The sequence below is a fragment of the Tenacibaculum piscium genome (assembly GCF_021390715.1).
In the GTDB taxonomy this organism is placed as follows: Bacteria; Bacteroidota; Bacteroidia; order Flavobacteriales; family Flavobacteriaceae; genus Polaribacter; species Polaribacter piscius.
In genome coordinates this window covers 211,281-233,263 of sequence record NZ_JAJGWT010000001.1, presented here as the reverse complement: position 1 = coordinate 233,263, position 21,983 = coordinate 211,281, and the positions used below count along the sequence as shown (strand labels likewise).

Below are 21,983 nucleotides of genomic sequence, written 5' to 3'. Positions count from 1 at the left end.
GTATTTACAGAAATTGTTATAAAATTTGAAGACAGAAAAAATAATATTAGGCGTTGATCCAGGAACGAGTATCATGGGTTTTGGAATTATAAAAGTGGTAGGAAAAAAAATGGAATTTGTTCAAATGAACGAGTTAATTTTAAAAAAATACGACAATCATTATATAAAATTACGCTTAATATTTGAGCGAACACTCGAGTTAATAGACACCTATCATCCTGATGAAATAGCGTTAGAAGCACCCTTTTTTGGTAAAAATGTACAATCGATGTTAAAGCTAGGACGCGCTCAAGGTGTAGCGATGGCAGCAGCATTATCACGAGATATTCCCGTAACAGAATATGCGCCTTTGAAAATAAAAATGGCAATCACAGGAAGCGGAAAAGCCAGTAAAGAACAAGTCGCTTTAATGCTGAAATCATTATTAAATTTAAAAACATTACCCAAAAATTTAGACGCAACCGACGGTTTAGCAGCTGCAGTTTGTCATCATTATAATTCAGGAAAAGTGGTAGGCGGTAAAAATTACTCAGGCTGGGCTTCGTTTGTGAGTCAGAATGAAAAACGTGTTAAAAAGTAATTAAATTATGATTAGTAATTCCCCGATTTCAAAAAATAACGGAATAGACCTTTTTAATTTTAAACATTATGCTAAAAAGGTTCAAAAGATAATTCAAAATAATTCCAATAATTCTGAACCTTTAACTATCGGGATTTATGGAAAATGGGGAGAAGGAAAAACATCATTTTTAAATTTAATTAATGATGAAATTGATATTTGGAAAGATAAAGAAAAAGGACAAAAAGGTATTTTAAAATATCATTTTAATCCTTGGAGATATAGCACCGAAGAAGAAATGCTTTTTGATTTTTTTGATGGACTTTCTAAAATGATGTTTGTAAATAAAGATACTACACTTCAAAAAATAGGAAAACAACTTATAAAATATAGTAGATATACAAAAGCCGTTAAGCTTTCTGCATCTGTAGGGTTTTCTTCAAATAAAGCGGGAGCTACGTTTGATGTAAGCGAAATAATGAAAGCTTTAGGTGAAGATTTTATAGGTAAGGAAGTTACATTAGAATCTTTAATTCAAAATATAAACGATAAATTAAAGGCTTCTAAATATAAAATAGTGGTGTTTATTGATGATATTGATCGCCTTGATAAAGATGAAATATATACTATTTTAAAGCTGATAAAATTAAATGCGAATTTTAATAATTTTGTGTATATCGTTGCTTTAGATGAAAATCATGTTGCTAAGGCAATAGGGCAACGTTATGGTGTAGATACGAAAGATGGAGAATTGTTTTTAGAAAAAATTATTAATATTCCAATTCATTTACCGAAAATTGAATCAGCATATTTTAAACAATTTTTTGAAATAAAGCTAAAAGAAGTATTTGATAATTTAGGTTTTTCAGATGAAAATGATAATGAAAAAGAAGCTTTTTCAGAGATAATAAGAGAATTTAGAGTACAATATTTTAAAAATGGTAGAGAAATAATACGAGTTCTTAATAGTTTTTTTGTGGGTGCTTTTGCTATTGGTGAAGAAGTTAATTTAAGAGATTTATTTTGGATTGAATATTTGAAGGTTACGGATAATATTGCTTTTAATGTTATAAAAAAATATGATTCACCTAATATAGAAGAAAAATTAATTACTAATAGTACTATAATTAAGTATTCAACAGATATTTTAAATAAAGATGAAATATTCAAAGAGTATTCCAACGAAATTCTAGTAATATTATTTCCAGAATCTAAAGAATTTATGATGAGAATGGAATTAAAGGGTGGTAAAAACGCTATTGAAATTTCAAGATTAAATTTAAAAATTAATCATCCTAATCATTTTGAAAAATATTTTTCATATCATACAATTGGCAAAGTTTCTGTAATAAAAAAGAAGTTGATACTTCAAAATATAATTGATGAAAATGAAGTCGAATTAAAAACGAATCTTATTGATTTAAGAGATAAAGATAATTTAAAAATTCATCGTTTTTACAGTGTTATAGAAGATTTAATAAAAGAAGAAAAGTCAAATCAAGAATTTTTCTATAACTTTTTTTTCTTAAATTTAGAAATGATACCTGAAAAGGATAAAGATGTTTTTGAAGAAACGTATCGTTTAAGATTGATTGGATTAATATCAGAAGCTATTGATAAAGCTAGTTTAGATATTAATTTACCTATAGATATATTAAATATAGATGAACTTTTTAAATTGATGTTAACTAAGAAATCAAACTTAAAAACTAGAATAGAAAAAGATATTCTTAAAAGAATAAAAAATGAGTTAAATATTCAGCAAGTATCATTAATAGATTATTCATATTTAAGTAATTATAATAAAATAACAGTAATGTTTATTTTTAAAGAGGATGATGAAGAAGTTTATAAAAAAGATGTTTTTAATAGTTTAAAAAACATTGAAGATATTAAAAATATGATAAGTATTTTTAAGTATAATAATAAGGGAATTGAGGTGTTTAATATCGTGAGTTATAAGCAGATTGAGTCTTTAATTATAGAAGAGGTTATCTATCAAAAAATTGAAAAATTGAAACCTGATTTAATAAAAAAAATAGGTTCAACTTATGTTTTATCAAGTAAAGATGAATCTTCTGATTTAGAAAACGTAGAACAATTTATTTATTGGTATAAAAAAGACAAAAATTTAATAAACTAATTTGGCAGGAATCTACATACATATACCATTTTGTAAACAAGCATGTTTTTATTGCGATTTTCATTTTTCGACTTCTTTAAAAAAGAAAGACGAACTAATTTCGTGTTTAATAACAGAATTGGAAATCCGAAAAAAAGAATTACAAAACGAAATCATAGAAACTATTTATTTTGGTGGCGGAACTCCATCATTATTATCATCCGAAGAAATAAAAAGTTTATTAAATGCGATTTATCAGCATTATAAAGTTATTGAAAATCCTGAAATTACGCTAGAGGCAAATCCTGATGATTTATCCGAAGAAAAATTTTTAGAACTCGCAAATTCGCCAATTAACAGATTAAGTATTGGCGTGCAATCTTTTTTTGAAGAAGATTTAAAAAGTATGAATCGAGCGCATAATTCAAAAGAAGCAAAAGAATGTTTATCAATAGCAACTTGTTATTTTGATAATATTACAGTCGATTTAATTTATGGCGTTCCGAATATGAGTAACGAGCGATGGAAAGAAAATTTGCAAATTGCTTTTGATTTTGGTGTGAATCATATTTCGAGTTACGCCTTAACTGTGGAGCCAAAAACAGTGTTAGATAGTTTTGTTAAAAATGGAAAATATCCCGAACCAGACGAAACAGAAGCCAAAGAACATTTTGATATTTTAGTAGCAGAAACCGCTAAAAACGGATTTGTACATTATGAAATATCTAATTTTGGAAAGCCAAATTATTTTTCAAAACATAATACATCGTATTGGTTGGGTAAAAAATATATCGGAATTGGTCCTTCGGCACATTCGTTTAGCAAAACACATCGCAGTTGGAATGTTGCCAATAACGCAAAATATATAAAGGAATTACAAGAAGGAAAGCTTCCGAATGAGCAAGAAGAATTATCCAAAGAAGACCAGTTTAATGAATATTTAATGACAGGTTTACGAACCATTTGGGGCGTTTCATTAAATGAAATTCAAGAAAATTTTAAAGCCGATTTTAAAGAAGAATTATTAAAATCATCAAAGAAATTTATTGAGGAAGGATTATTAATTATCGAAAATAATACACTTAAAACAACTCCAAAAGGAAAGTTTTTAGCCGATGGTTTAGCTTCGGAATTATTTAGAATTAAATAAAAATATGATTGCAGAAATAACACATAAATCAGAAAAATATAAAATAGATTTAGCAAAACCTTTAGATATTTCGATTGCAATTGATGTATCAAAAGAAAGTGTAAATGCTTGGTATATTGATGATCCTAAAATTACGCCTGTGGTCGCTGAAAATTGGGTCGGAAGCGTTGAAAAAGGTGCCGTTGTAAATTTTAATACGATTAATTTTAACCCACATTCACACATTACACACACCGAATGTGTAGGACATATTACCAAAAAAGTACATTCTGTAAATGAACATTTAAAAAAATTTTTCTTTTTGGCTGAAGTGATAAGTATTTATCCGAAGAAATTAGAAAATGGCGATTTTGTGATAACAAAAAAGCAATTAGAAAAAGTTTTAAAAGATAAAAAAATAGAAGCCATAATTATTAGAACTTTACCAAATATATCTGATAAAAAACAACGCCGATATTCAAATACAAATCCGCCATATTTATTAGAAGAAGGAGCGATTTATCTGAAAGAAAAAAATATTAAGCATTTATTAATCGATTTACCTTCAGTGGATAAAGAAAAAGATGCGGGTAAATTATTGGCTCATAATGCTTTTTGGAATACAGGAAATAAAAAGAATAATGAAAGTGAAATCCGCTTTGAAGCAACAATTACAGAATTTATTTATGTCGATAATTCCATAGAAGATGGCGCTTATTTCTTAAATTTAATGATTGCGCCTTTCGAAAACGACGCCACACCAAGTAAGCCTGTTTTATATAAAATAAAATAGAATCAACTAAAATAAAAAACAAGCGAATTGTAAAAGCTATTCTTTTTTTTTATAGCTTTACATCTTTAATTTCTTATTTACTTATAGAATTTTTTAAAAATCCGAGTAACTATAATTATGAAAATTTATACGACATATAAAGATTATGAATATGCTGATACCAGTATGTTTAGGACTTTTTATGTAATATGATTTTTTAAATAAATAGATCAATTAAAAAAAGTCCGACTTCACAGTCGGACTTTTTTCCTTTTAGATAAATTTCAACAATAAAAAATAACGCATCAAATTAATATATTATGAGAAAATTGTATTTTAACTACCTGAATACTTTTAAAGGACTTTCAAGAGAAGTTTGGTGGTTGGCGCTAATCACCTTAATTAACAGAGCAGGTACGATGGTTATTCCATTTTTATCGTTGTATTTAATTAAAAGTTTAGATTTTACCTTAAAAGATGTTGGCTGGATTATGACCTGTTTTGGATTAGGTTCTGTGCTTGGTTCTTGGGTTGGTGGAAAATTAACCGATAAAATCGGCTTTTATAAAGTGATGAAAGCAAGTTTATTATTAACAGGTTTCTTTTTTATCGCCCTGCAATTTGTAACTTCTTTTATAGGATTTTGTATCGGAATTTTTTTAGTAATGTTAGTTGCTGATGCCTTTAGACCCGCCATGTTTGTAGCGTTAAATGCGTATAGTAAACCCGAAAATAAAACACGTTCGGTAACCTTAATTCGATTGGCAATTAATTTAGGATTCTCCGCAGGACCTGCTTTAGGTGGATTAATTATCACTTCTTTAAGTTACAGTGGTTTGTTTTGGGTCGATGGAATTACCTGTATTTCTGCCACTTTTTTATTGATGAATGTCTTAAATCCGAAGAAAGTAACGCCTTTAGATGAACTAAAAGTAGCAAATCCAGTATCTATTTTTAAAGACAATGCTTTTTGGATATTTTTTGTAGGAATGTTCATTTTTGCATTCGTATTTTTGCAGTTATTCTCAACAATTCCGTTGTATTATAAAGATGCACATCATTTATCAGAATTACAAATTGGTTTGTTAATGGCAATGAATGGTTTTATTATTTTTGCGTTAGAAATGCCCCTAATTAAATGGTTGGAAGAAAGTAAATATTCAAACACATTTTTAATTTTTATAGGATTATTATTAATGGGGTTAAGTTTTTTTGTATTAAATTTAACAAGTTGGTCTGGTATTTTGGTGTTAGGAATGTTATTTATGACCGTAGGTGAAATGATTGCGTTTCCTTTTTCAAATGCTTTTGTTATCAATAGTGCAAAAAAAGGAAATCAAGGAGAATATATGGCGTATTATAGTATGGCATTTTCCTTAGCACATATTTTTGGACACAATTCAGGAATGCGATTAATTGATGCGTATGGTTTTGATACGACTTGGGGTATCATGACGATTATCGCTGTTGTTGGCTTGGTAATTTTTTTACTATTGATGCGTGTTCTTAAAAAATCTGCCTTGGCAAATTAATTGCCTAAAAGAAATATTTATATTTGAATTTAAAATATCACTATAAAATATCATTATAAAAATGAATATACAAAACGCCCAAAAAGAAGTCGATAATTGGATTAAAAATCATGGAGTTCGATATTTTAACGAACTTACAAACATGGCACAATTAACAGAAGAAGTAGGCGAAGTTGCTCGAATTATTGCCCGTCGTTATGGAGAACAAAGCGAAAAAGAAAGCGATAAAAATAAAGATTTAGGCGAAGAATTAGCCGATGTTATGTTTGTTGTTTTATGTTTGGCAAATCAAACGGGAATTAATTTGCAAGATGCTTTTGATAAAAAATTAGATATCAAAACAAAACGAGATCATGACCGTCATCATAATAACGAAAAATTAAAATAATTAAATACAAATAAATATAAATGAGTTTAAGTAAAAATATACAAAAAGGAAGTTTTTGGATTAATGTACTGAAAGTTAGTGTGCCTTTTTTAGTTTTTGTAACCTTATTTTCATTGCTAGTAAATAGTGGAAGTGCGTTGTTTTCTGGGGATTTTGAAACCGTAAATACAATTAATTTTTCACAAGGAAAATGGCAACGTTTTTGGCTAACAAAAGTAACGGTTAGTGTTTTATATGCCATTTATGTGGTGAATAAAAAAACAAAGTAATCGTAAAAAAATCGTAAAATAAACGAACTACGCTAGCACTAACACTAACTATAATAAGGTTTTTAAAAACCAAGTTTACAGATGAATTTAGAACTTAGTATCCCAAGAAAAAATAAAATTAATACTGAAATTATTATTTCAGGTTCAAAAAGTGAGTCGAATCGATTGTTGATTTTACAACAATTATTTCCAAGTATCACTATTGAAAATTTATCAGATTCTGATGATACACATCATTTACAAGATGCTTTATCCAAAGAAAATAACGCAACTGAAATTGCCGATATCGGACATGCAGGAACAGCAATGCGTTTTTTAACCGCCTTTTTTGCTACGCAAGAAGGAGTTGTCAAAATATTACAAGGCTCGGAGCGAATGCACAATCGACCTATAAAAATTTTGGTTGATGCACTTCGTGATTTAGATGCCGATATTCAATATCTTGATAAAGAAGGGTATCCGCCGATAAAAATTACAGGTAAAAAAATAGAAAAAGATACCGTTACTATTGATGGAAATGTAAGTAGTCAATATATTTCAGCATTGATGTTAATTGCTCCTAGTCTAAAAAACGGACTCACAATTGAATTAAATGGGACAATAACTTCCGTTCCATATATTAAAATGACGCTATCTTTGTTGCATAAAATAGGTGTTGTTGCAATATTTGAAAAAAATAGCATTAAAATAAATGCTTTAGAAACTGTTTCAGAACAAAATATTGTTGTAGAATCGGATTGGAGTTCCGCTTCTTATTTTTATTCGATAATTGCCCTGAGTGAAATTGGCGCATCTGTAACGTTATCGGCTTATAAAAAAGAGAGTTTACAAGGCGATAATTGCTTGGCCGAAATTTACAAACATTTTGGCGTTACAACGATTTTTAAAGAAAATATGATTGTCTTAACCAAGCATGAAAAACATAGTAACGCTATTTTATCCGAAGATTTAAAAAATGCACCTGATATTGCACAAACTATCGCTGTTACTTGCTTTGGATTAGGAATTGCTTGTGATTTAACAGGACTTCATACCCTGAAAATTAAAGAAACTGATCGTCTAGAAGCACTCAAAAATGAACTAACCAAATTAGGCGCAAATATTAGTGTAACGAATAATAGTTTGCATTTAAAAGTAGCAAATACTATTAATAGAAATATTAAAATTGCAACCTATAATGACCATCGAATGGCAATGGCTTTTGCACCGTTAGCACTCAAAACAACCCTCGTTATTTTGGAAGCTGAGGTGGTTTCTAAATCGTACCGAAACTTTTGGCAAGACATGCAACAAGTAGGTTTAGAAATGATTAAAGAAAAATAAAGAACGAATCACTTGACAAGGCGTATCTCGAAATTGTATATTTGCATACGTAATAAAAAAATAGTAATGAAATTATCAAATTTTAGTTTTGAATTACCAGAAGAATTATTAGCAGAATATCCTTCAGAACATAGAGATGAAGCACGTTTAATGGTGCTACATAGAGATACTCAAAAAATTGAACACAAATTATTTAAAGATGTAATCAATTATTTTGATGAAGGTGATGTACTGATGTTAAACAATACCAAAGTTTTTCCTGCTCGTATGTACGGGAATAAGGAAAAAACAGGCGCTCGTATTGAAGTATTTTTACTACGTGAACTAAATGCGGAAAATCGTTTGTGGGACGTTTTAGTAGATCCTGCAAGGAAAATCCGTATTGGAAATAAATTGTTTTTCGGAGATGATGAAAGCTTAGTTGCCGAAGTTATTGACAATACTACTTCAAGAGGAAGAACCTTACGTTTTTTATACGATGGACCTTACGAAGAATTTAGAGAAAAATTATTAAAATTAGGTGAAACACCTTTGCCTAAATATATTAAACGTGAGGTAGAAGATTCTGATGAAGATCGTTATCAAACTATCTATGCCAAAGAAGAAGGAGCAGTAGCTGCACCAGCTGCAGGATTGCACTTTTCAAAGCATTTAATGAAACGTTTAGAAATTAAAGGAGTCGATTTCGCTGAAACTACTCTACACGTAGGTTTAGGTACTTTTAATCCTGTTGAAGTAGAGGATTTATCGAAACATAAAATGGATTCTGAAAAAATTAAAGTATCCAAAGAAAGTGCCGAAATGGTAAACAATGCACTTGCTAATAAAAAAAGAGTGTGTGCCGTTGGAACTACTGTTATGAGAGCTGTAGAATCTTCAATCACTTCGAAACGAAAATTAAAAGAATTTGAAGGTTGGACCAATAAATTTATTTTTCCTCCTTTTGATTTTAGCGTGGCAAACTGTATGATTACTAATTTTCATACGCCAAAATCTACCTTAATGATGACCGCTTCTGCCTTTGCAGGACACGATTTTTTAATGGAAGCGTATCAAGAAGCAATTAAAGAAAAATATAAATTTCACTCGTATGGAGATGCGATGTTAATTTTATAATTAAATAACCAACTATTAATCGCCAAACCTCACAAGGATACTTGTGAGGTTTTGTGTATTTTTGCACCCGATGGAAGTAAAGAAAAAAGACATACGCGCATTATCAAAAGAAGAACTTCGTGATTTTTTTGTTACTAATGGAGATAAAGCATTTAGAGGAAATCAGGTATATGAATGGTTATGGACAAAATCTGCCCATTCTTTTGATGATATGACAAGCTTATCAAAAGATACACGTCAGATGCTTGACCAAAACTTTGTAATTAACCATATCAAAGTGGATACCATGCAACGAAGTAAAGACGGAACGGTGAAAAATGCAGTTCGTTTACACGATGGATTGGTGGTAGAATCGGTTTTGATACCTACAAAAACAAGAACGACAGCCTGTGTTTCGAGTCAAGTTGGTTGTAGCTTAGATTGCCGATTTTGTGCAACATCACGCTTAAAAAGAATGCGAAATCTAAATCCTGATGAAATTTACGACCAAGTAGCAGCGATTAATAAAGAGAGTTTATTATATCATAATAGAAAACTGTCGAATATCGTTTTTATGGGAATGGGAGAGCCTTTGATGAATTATAATAACGTGATTAAATCCATAGAAAAAATAACGTCTCCAGAAGGTTTAGGAATGTCGCCTAAGCGTATTACGGTATCAACTTCAGGCGTGCCAAAAATCATCAAAAAAATGGCAGATGATGATGTTAAATTTAATTTAGCGGTTTCATTACATTCTGCTATTGATGCCGTTCGTACCTCAATAATGCCCTTTAACGCTACGTTTCCGTTGAAAGATTTGAAAGAATCATTAGAATATTGGTACGAAAAAACACAACGAATGATTACTTATGAATATGTCGTTTGGGGAGGAATTAATGATAAAAAAGAGGATATCAATGCTTTAATTCAGTTTTGTAAATATGTGCCTTGTAAGGTGAATTTAATTGAATATAATCCGATTGATGATGGCGAATTTCAACAAGCAAGTCCAGAGGCAATTAATAATTATATTTCTAATTTAGAAATGCACGATATTGTGGTAAATGTTCGTCGTTCACGAGGAAAAGATATTGATGCTGCTTGCGGACAATTAGCAAATAAATCATAATAAATACAGCTATTTTAGTTAAAGTTTAAAATATGTTGATAAAGATAGTCGTATTATAAAACGTCTTATTATTTAGAATAATAAGACGTTTTTTTATTTTTAATTAAAAGTTTTAGTGGCTATTTTTTGACCAACTTTATACGTGATTTCTTTTTTTAAGTCTCCAGCTAAATCGTAATGTTTCCAAACACCATCTTTATTATTATTGCTATAATTACCTTCTATGGAAATTAAAACTGCTTCATTGTATTTTTTATAAAGTCCATGTTTAGCATTGTTTGCGTATGTTATTACTTGTGCTAAACGTCCTTTTTTAGGTTCGAAAAACTCCCATAAACCGTGTTTGTATTTTTTGAAATAAGTTCCTTTTTTTAGTAAGATACCATTATTGTTATATATTTCAACAGTTGCATTGTCTGATTTTCCAATTCTTTTTACGACTTCTTTTTTATTTCCATTTTCAAAGTAAGATTCTAAATTAATCGGTTTTCCATTTTCATAAAATCGTTTTATTAACAGTACATTATTTACGTTATATTTAAAATAATCTCCCGTTAATTTATCTTTTTGATACGTACCAGATTCTTTAATATTTCCATTGATGTGATATTTTTTATAGGTATAATCTTCGGGATTTACATATGATTTTTCAAAAAATATAGTTCCATTTTCATCTTTTTTGTACCAATTTCCAGTAGGTTTTCCAGCATCATATTCTTCTAATATGATGTTTCCATTACTATATTTTCGAAACCATTTACCGTGTTTTTTATTATTCTTATAAAATTCTGATATTGTTTTTTCACCTTCTTTATTGTAACGAATATACTCACCATCTATACGTCCATTTTTATATTTTTTTTGATATTGTAAGATGCTGTTTTTGTGATATCTTTTTTCGGTATATTCGTTATTTGAGGTATATTTTTTTTCCCATTTTAAATCACCTTCTTCATTTTTTTCAAACCAATTTCCAAAATATTGATTATTTTTATATTCCTTACGATTTTTAATCGTTCCGTTTTTATGGAAATTTTTTAAAACATAATTTTCAGGAGTACTATATTTTTTTTCCCAAATAAGGTTGTCATTATTTTTAGCAAACCAAGTTCCTTTAGGAACTCCATTTTTATATTCTTTTTGGCTTACTAGATTTTTTTCTGGGTTCATTCTTGAAGTAGAACGCTCCCAAAAAACACCATTCTTAACATCATCTTTATAATTTTCAACGCCAATTTCTTCACCTTTTTTATTATAGGTTGTCCATTTTCCATTTTTATTTCCAACAATATATGTACCTTTTCGTTTGATAGATTTATCAGTATAATAAATGGTAAAGTCACCATCTTTAAGGCTGTTTTTATAATTTATTTCAGAATATAAAACGCCATCACTATCGTAATTTAATTTTGATTTTGAAATTAAACCATTGGTAAATGTAACTTTAGAATAAGCGCCATTGCGTTCAGCTATTTTAAAATCGCCATCTAAAGTTTCTCCTTTTAAATTTTTATAAATAGTTTCTTTTCCAAATTTTTGAATATCAACATCTCTCCAAAGCATTGTTTTTTGAGAAAAAATGGCATTTTGAGATATAAAAAAAAGAAGTAAGAAGTTGAATACTTTATTCATAGTATTTTAGTGGTAAAAAAATTAAATTATTGAGTGTGAAATTATTGTTTTTATCATTATTATTCTAGTACTTTTACTTTTAAATTAATTTTTTTATTGAAATATGAAGCCTGTAGAACAAATTAAACTTCCTATTCAAAATGAAATGGAACTCTTTGAAACAAAGTTTAAAGATTCGATGTTGTCAAAAGTTCCATTATTAAATAGAATTACGTATTATATCGTTCGTAGAAAAGGGAAACAAATGCGTCCGATGTTTGTTTTTTTAGTTGCTAAAATGGTTTCTGATGGTGGTTTTGATGAACGAACTTACAGAGGTGCATCCGTAGTTGAATTAATTCATACGGCAACTTTAGTGCATGACGATGTCGTGGATGATAGTAATCGCCGTCGCGGATTTTTCTCTGTAAATGCTCTTTGGAAAAATAAAATTGCCGTTTTAGTAGGCGATTTTTTACTCTCAAAAGGTTTGTTACTTTCTATTGATAATGAAGATTTTGATATCTTAAAATTGATTTCTATCGCTGTTCGAGAAATGAGCGAAGGGGAGTTGCTTCAAATAGAAAAAGCACGAAAATTAGATATTACTGAAGAAGTTTATTTTGAAATTATCCGCCAGAAAACAGCCACTTTAATTGCGGCTTGTTGTGGAATTGGAGCGGCATCGGTAGGAGCAAATACTGAAATTGTGCAGCAAATGCGAAAGTTTGGCGAATATATAGGAATCGCTTTTCAAATTAAAGATGATTTGTTTGATTATACCGAAGAAAAAATAGGAAAGCCAACAGGAATTGATATCAAAGAACAAAAAATGACGCTTCCGTTAATTTATACGTTAAATAATTGTTCTAAAAAAGAAAAATCTTGGTTGATAAATTCGGTAAAAAAATACAATACGGATAAAAAACGTGTTAAAGAAGTTATTAGTTTTGTTAATAAAAATGGTGGGTTAGAATACGCATCTACTAAAATGGAAGGGTATAAAAATAAGGCATTGGCGATATTAGAAAATTTTCCAGCATCCCCTTATAAAGATTCTTTAAAGTTAATGATTGATTACGTTGTTGAACGAAAAATATAATGAGATAATATGTCTTATCTATTATCGTCATGCTGAATTTATTTCAGCATCGCATCAATAGGAGAAACGGCAAATCAGGATGACATCAAAAATCATATAAAAGTAAAAACCTCGAAAAAATTAATTTTCGAGGTTTTTTTATGCTTGTCTGTGGCGACTCGCCACCATTACATCATTCCTGGCATACCACCACCCATTGGAGGCATAGCAGCAGCTTCTTCTTTAATATCAATTAAAGCACATTCGGTCGTTAAAATCATTCCTGCAACAGATGCTGCATTTTCTAAAGCTACACGCGTTACTTTTTTAGGATCGATAATTCCAGCTTCTAACATATCTACATATATTTCAGCTTTAGCATCATAACCAAAATCTTTTTTCCCTTCTAAAACTTTATTGATAACAACAGAACCTTCGCCACCTGCATTTTCAACAATCGTTCTTAAAGGCGCTTCAATGGCTTTATTTACAATTTGGATTCCTGTAGTTTCGTCTAAATTATCGGTAGTTAATGATTTTAAAACCTTTTTAGCACGAACTAAAGCAACACCACCACCAGCAACAATACCTTCTTCTACAGCAGCACGAGTTGCATGTAAAGCATCATCAACACGATCTTTCTTTTCTTTCATTTCAACTTCAGAAGCAGCACCAACATATAAAACTGCAACACCACCAGCTAATTTTGCTAAACGTTCTTGTAATTTTTCACGATCGTAATCAGAAGTAGTAGTTTCAATTTGAGCTTTAATCTGATTTACACGCGCTTTAATTTGCGTTTCATCACCAGCACCATTAATAATAGTTGTATTGTCTTTGTCGATAGTTACTGTTTCAGCAGTTCCTAATAAATCTAAGGTTGCATTTTCTAATGAAAATCCTCTTTCTTCAGAAATAACAGTTCCGCCAGTTAAGATAGCGATATCTTCTAACATTGCTTTTCTACGATCACCAAAACCTGGTGCTTTTACAGCAGCAATTTTTAAACCACCACGTAATTTATTAACTACTAAAGTTGCTAATGCTTGTCCATCAACATCTTCAGCAATAATTAATAAAGGTCTTCCAGCTTGAGAAACAGGTTCTAATATTGGAAGAATTTCTTGTAAATTAGAAATCTTTTTATCAAATAATAAAATATAAGGATTCTCTAAAGTAGCAATCATTTTATCAGCATCGGTAACAAAATATGGCGATAAATAACCTCTATCGAATTGCATACCTTCCACAACGTCCACATACGTTTCCATTCCTTTGGCTTCTTCGACAGTAATTACCCCTTCTTTACCAACTTTACCAAAAGCTTTAGCGATTAAATCACCAATAACTTTATCGTTATTTGCAGAAATAGAGGCTACTTGTTGTATTTTTTCTGATGAATTACCAACTTCTTTTGCTTGTTTTGCTAAATCTTTAGTAATTGCACTAACTGCTTTATCAATACCACGTTTTAAATCCATAGGATTCGCGCCCGCAGCAACATTTTTTAATCCTTCTTGTACAATAGCTTGTGCTAATACAGTTGCTGTTGTAGTCCCGTCACCCGCTAAATCGTTGGTTTTAGAGGCTACTTCTTTCACCATTTGAGCTCCCATATTTTCTAAAGGATCTTCTAATTCAATTTCTTTAGCAACGGTAACACCATCTTTTGTAACATGAGGCGCACCGAAAGCTTTTGAAATAATTACATTACGTCCTTTAGGACCTAAGGTTACTTTTACTGCATTTGCTAATGCATCTACGCCACGTTTTAAACCGTTACGAGCATCTACATCAAATTTTATATCTTTTGCCATTTTTAGATTTTTTTATTTATGAATAATAAACTTATCGTAATAAATTTGATTAAATAATTGCGAAAATATCGCTTTCTCTCATTATTAAATAATCTTTTCCTTTATGTTTTAAGTCAGTACCAGCATACTTTCCGTATAAAACAGTATCACCAACTTTTACGGTTAAAGGTTGTTTTTTTGTTCCATTTCCTACGGCAACAACAGTTCCTTTTTGAGGTTTTTCCTTTGCGTTATCAGGAATAATAAGTCCAGATGCGGTAGTTGTTTCTGCGGCAGCGGCTTTTATAAGAACTCTATCTGCTAAAGGTTTTATTTTTAATCCCATTTTGTATAAATTATGATTAACGATTTGTTTTACTGTTTATTTTTGTATTTATTTTTAATGCTTATAAATAGTCAGAAATTATGCCATTAAAAAAATTATGACATTTTTTCTAAATTCCTTAAAATTAAGCATAAAAAAAATGCCAACGTGTCATTTACGTTGGCATTTTATATTTTATATCGAATTGATTATTGTACGCTATCTTTTGTTGCAGGTGTTTCAGGAGGTGTAGGCGTTGTTACTTCTACATTTTCTAAAGCACTATCTAGTTGCGGTGCATCTGCAGATGTTCCTCTAGGGATTGCAAAATTTGAAATTAAAATTAAAGCAAACATACTAATTGCTAAAGTCCACGTAGATTTGTCTAAAAAACTATTGGTATTTTGTACGCCTCCAATGTTTTGAGCTCCAGCTCCAAAAGAAGAAGATAATCCACCACCTTTAGGGTTTTGAACCATAACAATTAAGATTAATGCTATTGCAACAATCAATATTAATACTAGAAGTAACGTATATGTTGTCATTATTTATTTTTTTTGATTTATTTTTTCTTGATTTTGCATTCTTTTATTGGTCTGCAAAGTAACTACTTTTTTCTGAATATTTCAAACTTAATCTTTTATAAGCTTTATTTAAACCTTTTATTTGAAATAATTAGTTAATTTTATAGCTGTTTTATGATTTTTTTTACCATTTAGCAACCGATTCATTAAAAATATCTTGTGTTATTCTTTCTAAAATAGTATTTAAAGCTGTTTCAAGTACGGCACCTGTTAATTGTTGCGTAGCGCCATAATCATAGTAAAAAGAAAAGCGTTTTTCAAAATCATCTTTTTCGGTTAATTTATTTTCAAAAATTACGTTTACGGTAATTGTTAGCCTGTTTTGTGCGGCTTTTTGGTCGGAAGTAGCACTCATCGGATTAATTCGATAATCAACAATTTCACCAGAAAAATGCAATTCCCCATTGGTATTTACCAGTGTTAAATTTGTTTGACGTGTAAATAAATCTTGTAAATCTTGGGTAAATTTTTGGCTTAATGTCGGTTCAATTAAAGGCGCTTGATTTGCAAAAAAATCAACCTGAATTGTTTTTGCATTTCCTGTATTTCCACCTGTAAATGAATAGGCACCACAGCCTATCAGTATAAATAATGTGATTATCGAAAGTAAGAAAATATAGCTATTATTTTTCATGAGTTACTATTGATTATAAGTCGTATTGTTTTATTTTTCGATATAAAGTTCGTTCAGAAATCCCTAATTCTTTGGCGGCTAATTTTCGTTTGTTGCTGTTTTTTTCTAAGGATTTACGAATCATTTCAATTTCTTTTTCTTGTAATGATAAATTTTCATCTTCTTCAATGGTTTCAGCATATTCGTAATTATTTTCAGCATTTTTTATGGAAGCTGTTGTTGCTGTTTGTTGAATTTGGACAACTTCAAAATTTTCATTTTTGGGTTGTTTTTGTTCTTGATAAATACGTTCAATTAAACCATGATTTTCTTCTTTTACTTCTTCGGAATTTCCATTTTGCATTAAATCGAGCGTTAATTTTTTCAAATCATTGATATCATTTCGCATATCGAACAAAATTTTATACATAATATCTCGTTCGTTTGCAAAATCGGAATTACCATTTTGTTTGTCGATAATTGCGGGTAAGTTTCCATTATTTTTAGGAAGATATTGTACTAATTTTTCGGCAGTAATGAGTCTACTTTCTTCTACTACGGAAATTTGTTCTGCTAAGTTTCTTAATTGACGAATATTTCCTGGAAAACGATAATTCAATAATATTTTGATCGCATTATCATTTAAACGAATTGTTGGCATTCGATATTTTTGAGCAAAATCCGAAGCAAATTTTCTAAATAATAAATGAATATCTTCTCCTCGTTCTCGCAGAGGTGGTAATTCAATATCAATGGTACTTAATCTATAATATAAATCTTCTCTAAATTTTTCTTTAGAAATGGCAAGTTGCATATTCACGTTGGTTGCGGCAACAATACGAACGGTTGTTTTTTGCACCTGTGATGATCCTACTTTTAAAAATTCGCCATTTTCTAAAACACGTAATAAACGAACTTGGGTTGTTAAGGGTAATTCGCCTACTTCATCTAAAAAAATAGTTCCTCCATCGGCAACTTCAAAATAGCCTTTACGAGCGGTTGTTGCTCCTGTAAAAGCGCCTTTTTCGTGTCCGAATAATTCACTGTCAATAGTTCCTTCAGGAATTGCGCCACAGTTTACAGCGATATATTTAGCATGTTTCCTGTGCGATAATTGATGAATTATTTTAGGGATACTTTCTTTTCCAACCCCACTTTCTCCGATTACTAAAACTGAAATATCTGTAGGCGCTACACGAATCGCTTTTTCAATAGCACGATTCAATTGTGTGTCGTTACCAATAATTCCAAAACGTTGTTTTATAGCCTGTAAATTTTCCATGTTTTATGTATTGCAAAGTTTTTATAGCGCGTTAAAACTTATTTTTTAAGCTTTTTAAGCTGATTTTAATTGTTATCAGAATATCCAATAGCAGTTCCTTTTAAGGTTGCTGAGGTACAATCTTCAACTTTAACATTAACAAAATCACCTAATTTATAAGTACCTTTATCAAAAACAATAACGGTATTTTGTGTGTTCCTAGCTTTCCATTGATTTGGGTCTTTTTTAGAAGTTCCTTCAATTAGAAATTCTTCAATTTTACCTAAATGTTGTTGTGTTCTGTATAAGCTGTGTTCTTGTTGTAGATCGATAATTTCTTGTAATCGGCGTTTTTTAATTTCCTGCGGAACATCGTCAGGCATTTTATTTGCTGCTAAAGTTCCGGGTCTTTCAGAATAGGCAAACATAAAACCGAAATCATATTTTACGTATCGCATTAATGCTAATGTATCTTGATGATCTTGTTCTGTTTCGCCACAAAAACCTGTAATCATGTCTTGTGATAAAGACATTTCAGGAATTATTTTGAAGATATTATCGACTAATTCCATATATTCTTCACGTGTATGCTGACGGTTCATGGCTTTTAGCATATTGTTACTACCACTTTGCACAGGCAAATGAATGTATTTACAAATGTTTTTATGTTTTGCCATAATATGGATAACATCTAAACTCATATCCTGCGGATTAGAGGTTGCAAAACGGAATCTCATTTTAGGAAATTCAGTGGCTGCCATGTCTAATAATTGGGCAAAATCAATGGCGGTAGCTTGTGCCATTTCGGTAGCTTTTTTGAAATCTTTTTTCAATCCACCACCGTACCATAAATAACTATCTACATTTTGTCCTAATAATGTAATTTCTTTAAAATTCTGGTCATGCATTGATTTAATTTCTTCCAAAACACTCTTCGGATCTCGACTTCGCTCACGTCCACGAGTAAACGGAACTACGCAAAAAGTACACATATTATCGCAACCACGAGTAATGGATACAAATGCTGAAACTCCGTTCGAATTTAAACGAACAGGCGCCACATCGCCATAGGTTTCTTCTTTAGATAAAATAACGTTTATAGCATCTCTACCTGCATCAATTTCTTCTAATAGATTTGGTAAATCTCGGTAGGCATCAGGTCCTACAACTAAATCAACGATTTTTTCTTCTTCTAAAAATTTTTCTTTTAAACGCTCTGCCATACAGCCTAAAACACCTACTTTCATAGTTGGATTGACTTTTTTAACAGCATTGTATTTTTGTAAACGTTTACGAATGGTTGTTTCTGCTTTTTCTCGAATCGAGCAAGTATTTACTAAAACCAAATCAGCTTCTTCCAAAACTTGCGTGGTATTAAAACCTTGTTCGGCTAAAATAGCAGCTACAATTTCGCTGTCGTTCATGTTCATTTGACAACCGTAACTCTCTATAAATAATTTTTTAGAATTTTCGTTTTTATGTGTTGTTACAAGTGCCTGTCCTTGTATTTTTTCATCGATAACCTTCTCTGTATGCTCCATATTGATAATAAAAATGATGGCAAAGATACAACCAAAATATCAACCTTATGACAAATTGGCAGAATTTTATGGTTTCTTAAAACACCTTTAATACTTCTTTAAAATTTCTTTAACACTTCTTTTTAATGCTAAAATCAAACAAAAAGTTTTTATTTAAAAAAAACATTCTACTTTTGCAAAATAAAAGCATGGATGAATAATTTGAATAAAATGAATCATCAAATGTAAAAGAGATACTTGAAAAGAGAGTTGAAAAGAAATAATTGAAAAGAAATAATTGAAAATAATATGGCAAAGAATTTAGTTATAGTTGAGTCACCTGCAAAGGCAAAAACGATTGAAAAATTCCTAGGAAAAGATTTTCAAGTAGCATCAAGCTATGGTCATATTGCAGATTTGCCATCAAAAGAATTAGGAATTGATGTAGAAGGCGATTTTAGCCCAAAATATATCGTTTCTGATGATAAAAAATCAGTTGTTAAAAAATTACAAACCCTAGCTAAAAAAGCCGAAACAGTTTGGCTTGCAAGTGATGAAGATAGAGAAGGAGAAGCAATCGCTTGGCATTTAAAAGAACAATTAAAATTAAATGATGATAATACAAAACGTATTGTTTTTCATGAAATTACTAAAAATGCCATTCTAAAAGCAGTAGATAATCCAAGAGATATCGACTATAATATGGTAAACGCACAACAAGCACGTAGAGTTTTAGACAGGCTTGTTGGATACGAATTATCACCAGTTTTATGGCGAAAAGTAAAAGGAGGTTTGTCGGCAGGAAGAGTGCAATCGGTAGCGGTTCGTCTAATTGTTGAACGTGAACGAAGTATTCTTGATTTTAAAGCAACCACACATTATAAAGTAATTGCACAGTTCGCTAACGATAAAGGAAAAACATTTAAAGCAACGATTCCAAAGAATTTTGCCTCTAAAAAATCCGCAGAAAATTTCTTGAAATCATGTGCAAATGCCGATTTTTCAATCGCCGATTTAACCAAAAAACCAGCGAAAAAATCGCCAGCAGCACCTTTTACAACATCAACATTACAACAAGAAGCATCTCGTAAATTAGGATTTCCAGTAGGAAAAACAATGCAAGTCGCACAGCGTTTATACGAAGCAGGTTTAATTACTTACATGAGAACCGATAGCTTAAATTTATCCGAAGATGCTAGAAATGCAGCCGAAGAAGAAATAAGTAATTATTACGGAAAAGAATATAGCAAACAACGTGTTTTTAAAACCAAGGCAAAAGGTGCACAAGAAGCACACGAAGCTATTCGTCCTACAAACATGAAAACCCACAGTATTGATACTGAATACGATCAAACCAGATTGTACGATTTAATATGGAAAAGAACACTCGCTTCTCAAATGAGCGACGCACAATTAGAACGTACCAATGTGAAAATTGCTAATTCTGAAAATGATAAAATTTTTACCGCAAACGGTGAAATGATCAAGTTTGATGGTTTCTTAAAAGTGTATCTAGAAGGAACAGATAACGAAGAAGAAGAAGAACAAGCAGGAATGTTGCCAAATTTAAAAAATGGCGAAAACTTACACTATAATTTTATCAATGCAACACAGCGTTTTACCAGTTCACCATATCGTTTTACAGAAGCATCTTTAGTAAAACAATTGGAAGAATTAGGAATTGGAAGACCATCAACCTATGCACCAACAATTTCTACCGTACAACGTAGAGGATATGTTGAAAAAGGAGAAAATGAAGGCGTAGAACGAAACTATGAACAACTAATTTTATCAAAAGGAATTGTTGAAAGCCAACTTTTAACAGAAAAAACAGGCTCCAATAAAAATAAATTAGTACCAACCGATATTGGAAATATTGTCAATGATTTCTTAGTGGCAAATTTTTCAAATATCCTAGACTTTGGCTTTACCGCTAATGTTGAAAATTCATTCGATGATATTTCTGAAGGAAATAAAGATTGGATCGAAATGATAAAAGAATTTTACACGAACTTCCATAAAACAGTCGAAGACGTAAAAGAAAATGCCGAAAGAGAAAGCGGAGAACGTATTTTAGGAAAACATCCTGAATCAGGAAAAACAATTTTAGTGCGTTTAGGAAAATTTGGCCCAATTGCTCAAATCGGTGCGCCAGATGATGAGGAAAAACAATTCGCATCATTAAATAAAGAACAACATTTAGGAACAATTACGCTTGAAGAAGCTTTAGAATTATTCTTGCTTCCTAAAAATTTAGGCGTTTATGAAGATGAAGAAGTAATCGTATCGAACGGACGTTTTGGTCCTTATATCAAGTTTGGAACCATGTTTGTTTCCTTAGATAAAGGAGAAAATCCGATGGAGGTAGATTTGCCAAGAGCTCAAGAATTAATCGTTGCAAAGCAAAAAGCAGATGCACCAATTTATTTTTATGAAGAATTGCCCGTGCAAAAAGGTGTAGGACGTTTCGGACCTTATTTAAAATGGAATTCAATTTTTATCAACGTAAATAAAAAATACGATTTCGATAATCTTTCAGATGCCGATATTATTGAACTAATAGAAGCTAAAAAACAAAAAGAAATCGATAAAGTACTTCATAATTGGGAAGATGTCGAAATTCGTGTGGAAAAAGCGCGTTGGGGACGTTTTAATGTTATCAAAGGTAAAATTAAAGTAGAATTGCCTAAAACTACCGAAATTGAAAAGATGACTAAAGAAGAAGCTATCAAAATAATTGAAGCAAAAACACCTAAAAAAAGAGTCGCCAAAAAGAAACCAGCCACAAAAACTACCAAAAAAGTAGTCAAAAAAAAAGTAGTCAAGAAAAAATAAACTAAATATTCAAAAAAATAGTTAGTATATTGCAAA

The 21,983-nt window shown here is 30.6% G+C and carries 19 protein-coding genes; 12 read left to right on the top strand and 7 right to left on the bottom strand.

Annotated features, from left to right (window positions below; all coding sequences use genetic code 11):
- Window positions 1–25 precede the first annotated feature (25 nt).
- The 10 genes from ruvC (at window position 26) to rlmN (ending at window position 10,321) form a co-directional block, all read left to right on the top strand.
- Window positions 26–580: a crossover junction endodeoxyribonuclease RuvC gene (gene ruvC / locus L0U77_RS01050; RefSeq protein ID WP_101917995.1), complete on the top strand. Its 555-nt coding sequence runs from the start codon at window positions 26–28 to the stop codon at window positions 578–580.
- A 7-nt stretch (window positions 581–587) separates the two neighbouring features.
- The gene (locus L0U77_RS01045; RefSeq protein WP_233900628.1) at window positions 588–2,702 is read left to right on the top strand and encodes a KAP family P-loop NTPase fold protein; all 2,115 of its coding nucleotides are present in this window, start codon (window positions 588–590) and stop codon (window positions 2,700–2,702) included.
- A gap of 1 nt (window position 2,703) precedes the next feature.
- On the top strand, window positions 2,704–3,831 hold the full coding sequence (hemW, locus tag L0U77_RS01040; protein ID WP_233900627.1) for a radical SAM family heme chaperone HemW: 1,128 nt from the start codon (window positions 2,704–2,706) through the stop codon (window positions 3,829–3,831).
- 4 nt (window positions 3,832–3,835) lie between these two features.
- Window positions 3,836–4,603 (top strand): cyclase family protein, encoded by a 768-nt coding sequence (locus L0U77_RS01035; protein WP_233898220.1) that lies wholly within the window; start codon window positions 3,836–3,838, stop codon window positions 4,601–4,603.
- A 299-nt stretch (window positions 4,604–4,902) separates the two neighbouring features.
- On the top strand, window positions 4,903–6,114 hold the full coding sequence (locus L0U77_RS01030) for an MDR family MFS transporter (RefSeq protein ID WP_233883885.1): 1,212 nt from the start codon (window positions 4,903–4,905) through the stop codon (window positions 6,112–6,114).
- Between the two features lie 61 nt (window positions 6,115–6,175).
- On the top strand, window positions 6,176–6,502 hold the full coding sequence (locus tag L0U77_RS01025; protein ID WP_101931313.1) for a nucleotide pyrophosphohydrolase: 327 nt from the start codon (window positions 6,176–6,178) through the stop codon (window positions 6,500–6,502).
- Window positions 6,503–6,522: 20 nt separating this feature from the next.
- Window positions 6,523–6,771: a hypothetical protein gene (locus L0U77_RS01020; protein WP_101917989.1), complete on the top strand. Its 249-nt coding sequence runs from the start codon at window positions 6,523–6,525 to the stop codon at window positions 6,769–6,771.
- 81 nt (window positions 6,772–6,852) lie between these two features.
- A complete protein-coding gene (locus L0U77_RS01015; protein ID WP_233900626.1) occupies window positions 6,853–8,094 on the top strand; it encodes a 3-phosphoshikimate 1-carboxyvinyltransferase in 1,242 nt (413 codons plus the stop codon).
- A gap of 66 nt (window positions 8,095–8,160) precedes the next feature.
- Window positions 8,161–9,210, top strand: a complete 1,050-nt coding sequence (gene queA / locus L0U77_RS01010) for a tRNA preQ1(34) S-adenosylmethionine ribosyltransferase-isomerase QueA (protein WP_233883890.1) — start codon at window positions 8,161–8,163, stop codon at window positions 9,208–9,210.
- A gap of 70 nt (window positions 9,211–9,280) precedes the next feature.
- A complete protein-coding gene (gene rlmN, locus L0U77_RS01005) occupies window positions 9,281–10,321 on the top strand; it encodes a dual-specificity RNA methyltransferase RlmN (RefSeq protein ID WP_233883895.1) in 1,041 nt (346 codons plus the stop codon).
- Between the two features lie 99 nt (window positions 10,322–10,420).
- On the opposite strand, the gene L0U77_RS01000 is transcribed toward rlmN, so the two are convergent.
- The gene (locus L0U77_RS01000; protein ID WP_233900625.1) at window positions 10,421–11,953 is read right to left on the bottom strand and encodes a toxin-antitoxin system YwqK family antitoxin; all 1,533 of its coding nucleotides are present in this window, start codon (window positions 11,951–11,953) and stop codon (window positions 10,421–10,423) included.
- Between the two features lie 103 nt (window positions 11,954–12,056).
- Here L0U77_RS01000 and L0U77_RS00995 point away from each other — a divergent pair, with 103 nt between their 5' ends.
- A complete protein-coding gene (locus L0U77_RS00995; protein ID WP_101917984.1) occupies window positions 12,057–13,034 on the top strand; it encodes a polyprenyl synthetase family protein in 978 nt (325 codons plus the stop codon).
- A 167-nt stretch (window positions 13,035–13,201) separates the two neighbouring features.
- On the opposite strand, the gene groL is transcribed toward L0U77_RS00995, so the two are convergent.
- The 6 genes from groL to miaB form a co-directional block, all read right to left on the bottom strand.
- Entirely contained in the window at window positions 13,202–14,830 is a 1,629-nt protein-coding gene (gene groL, locus L0U77_RS00990; RefSeq protein WP_101917983.1) for a chaperonin GroEL, read from the bottom strand.
- 49 nt (window positions 14,831–14,879) lie between these two features.
- The gene (locus L0U77_RS00985) at window positions 14,880–15,155 is read right to left on the bottom strand and encodes a co-chaperone GroES (protein ID WP_101917982.1); all 276 of its coding nucleotides are present in this window, start codon (window positions 15,153–15,155) and stop codon (window positions 14,880–14,882) included.
- A gap of 188 nt (window positions 15,156–15,343) precedes the next feature.
- Entirely contained in the window at window positions 15,344–15,679 is a 336-nt protein-coding gene (gene secG / locus L0U77_RS00980) for a preprotein translocase subunit SecG (RefSeq protein WP_233900624.1), read from the bottom strand.
- 163 nt (window positions 15,680–15,842) lie between these two features.
- The gene (locus L0U77_RS00975) at window positions 15,843–16,352 is read right to left on the bottom strand and encodes an LptE family protein (RefSeq protein WP_101917980.1); all 510 of its coding nucleotides are present in this window, start codon (window positions 16,350–16,352) and stop codon (window positions 15,843–15,845) included.
- 13 nt (window positions 16,353–16,365) lie between these two features.
- Window positions 16,366–17,613, bottom strand: a complete 1,248-nt coding sequence (locus tag L0U77_RS00970) for a sigma 54-interacting transcriptional regulator (RefSeq protein ID WP_233883899.1) — start codon at window positions 17,611–17,613, stop codon at window positions 16,366–16,368.
- A 65-nt stretch (window positions 17,614–17,678) separates the two neighbouring features.
- On the bottom strand, window positions 17,679–19,133 hold the full coding sequence (miaB, locus tag L0U77_RS00965) for a tRNA (N6-isopentenyl adenosine(37)-C2)-methylthiotransferase MiaB (RefSeq protein WP_101917978.1): 1,455 nt from the start codon (window positions 19,131–19,133) through the stop codon (window positions 17,679–17,681).
- A gap of 288 nt (window positions 19,134–19,421) precedes the next feature.
- Between miaB and topA the strand changes: the two genes are divergently transcribed.
- On the top strand, window positions 19,422–21,947 hold the full coding sequence (gene topA, locus L0U77_RS00960) for a type I DNA topoisomerase (RefSeq protein ID WP_233900623.1): 2,526 nt from the start codon (window positions 19,422–19,424) through the stop codon (window positions 21,945–21,947).
- The last annotated feature ends 36 nt before the right edge of the window (window positions 21,948–21,983 follow it).

What these genes read in the sequence shown, in the direction of transcription:
- L0U77_RS00970 (WP_233883899.1), bottom strand. Translation starts at nt 17,613, where the DNA reads ATGGAAAATTTACAGGCTATAAAACAACGTTTTGGAATTATTGGTAAC.
- L0U77_RS01020 (WP_101917989.1), top strand. Translation starts at nt 6,523, where the DNA reads ATGAGTTTAAGTAAAAATATACAAAAAGGAAGTTTTTGGATTAATGTA.
- L0U77_RS00975 (WP_101917980.1), bottom strand. Translation starts at nt 16,352, where the DNA reads ATGAAAAATAATAGCTATATTTTCTTACTTTCGATAATCACATTATTT.
- L0U77_RS01035 (WP_233898220.1), top strand. Translation starts at nt 3,836, where the DNA reads ATGATTGCAGAAATAACACATAAATCAGAAAAATATAAAATAGATTTA.
- L0U77_RS00995 (WP_101917984.1), top strand. Translation starts at nt 12,057, where the DNA reads ATGAAGCCTGTAGAACAAATTAAACTTCCTATTCAAAATGAAATGGAA.
- queA (WP_233883890.1), top strand. Translation starts at nt 8,161, where the DNA reads ATGAAATTATCAAATTTTAGTTTTGAATTACCAGAAGAATTATTAGCA.
- L0U77_RS00985 (WP_101917982.1), bottom strand. Translation starts at nt 15,155, where the DNA reads ATGGGATTAAAAATAAAACCTTTAGCAGATAGAGTTCTTATAAAAGCC.
- miaB (WP_101917978.1), bottom strand. Translation starts at nt 19,133, where the DNA reads ATGGAGCATACAGAGAAGGTTATCGATGAAAAAATACAAGGACAGGCA.
- secG (WP_233900624.1), bottom strand. Translation starts at nt 15,679, where the DNA reads ATGACAACATATACGTTACTTCTAGTATTAATATTGATTGTTGCAATA.
- L0U77_RS01025 (WP_101931313.1), top strand. Translation starts at nt 6,176, where the DNA reads ATGAATATACAAAACGCCCAAAAAGAAGTCGATAATTGGATTAAAAAT.
- topA (WP_233900623.1), top strand. Translation starts at nt 19,422, where the DNA reads ATGGCAAAGAATTTAGTTATAGTTGAGTCACCTGCAAAGGCAAAAACG.
- L0U77_RS01030 (WP_233883885.1), top strand. Translation starts at nt 4,903, where the DNA reads ATGAGAAAATTGTATTTTAACTACCTGAATACTTTTAAAGGACTTTCA.
- L0U77_RS01045 (WP_233900628.1), top strand. Translation starts at nt 588, where the DNA reads ATGATTAGTAATTCCCCGATTTCAAAAAATAACGGAATAGACCTTTTT.
- L0U77_RS01015 (WP_233900626.1), top strand. Translation starts at nt 6,853, where the DNA reads ATGAATTTAGAACTTAGTATCCCAAGAAAAAATAAAATTAATACTGAA.
- L0U77_RS01000 (WP_233900625.1), bottom strand. Translation starts at nt 11,953, where the DNA reads ATGAATAAAGTATTCAACTTCTTACTTCTTTTTTTTATATCTCAAAAT.
- rlmN (WP_233883895.1), top strand. Translation starts at nt 9,281, where the DNA reads ATGGAAGTAAAGAAAAAAGACATACGCGCATTATCAAAAGAAGAACTT.
- groL (WP_101917983.1), bottom strand. Translation starts at nt 14,830, where the DNA reads ATGGCAAAAGATATAAAATTTGATGTAGATGCTCGTAACGGTTTAAAA.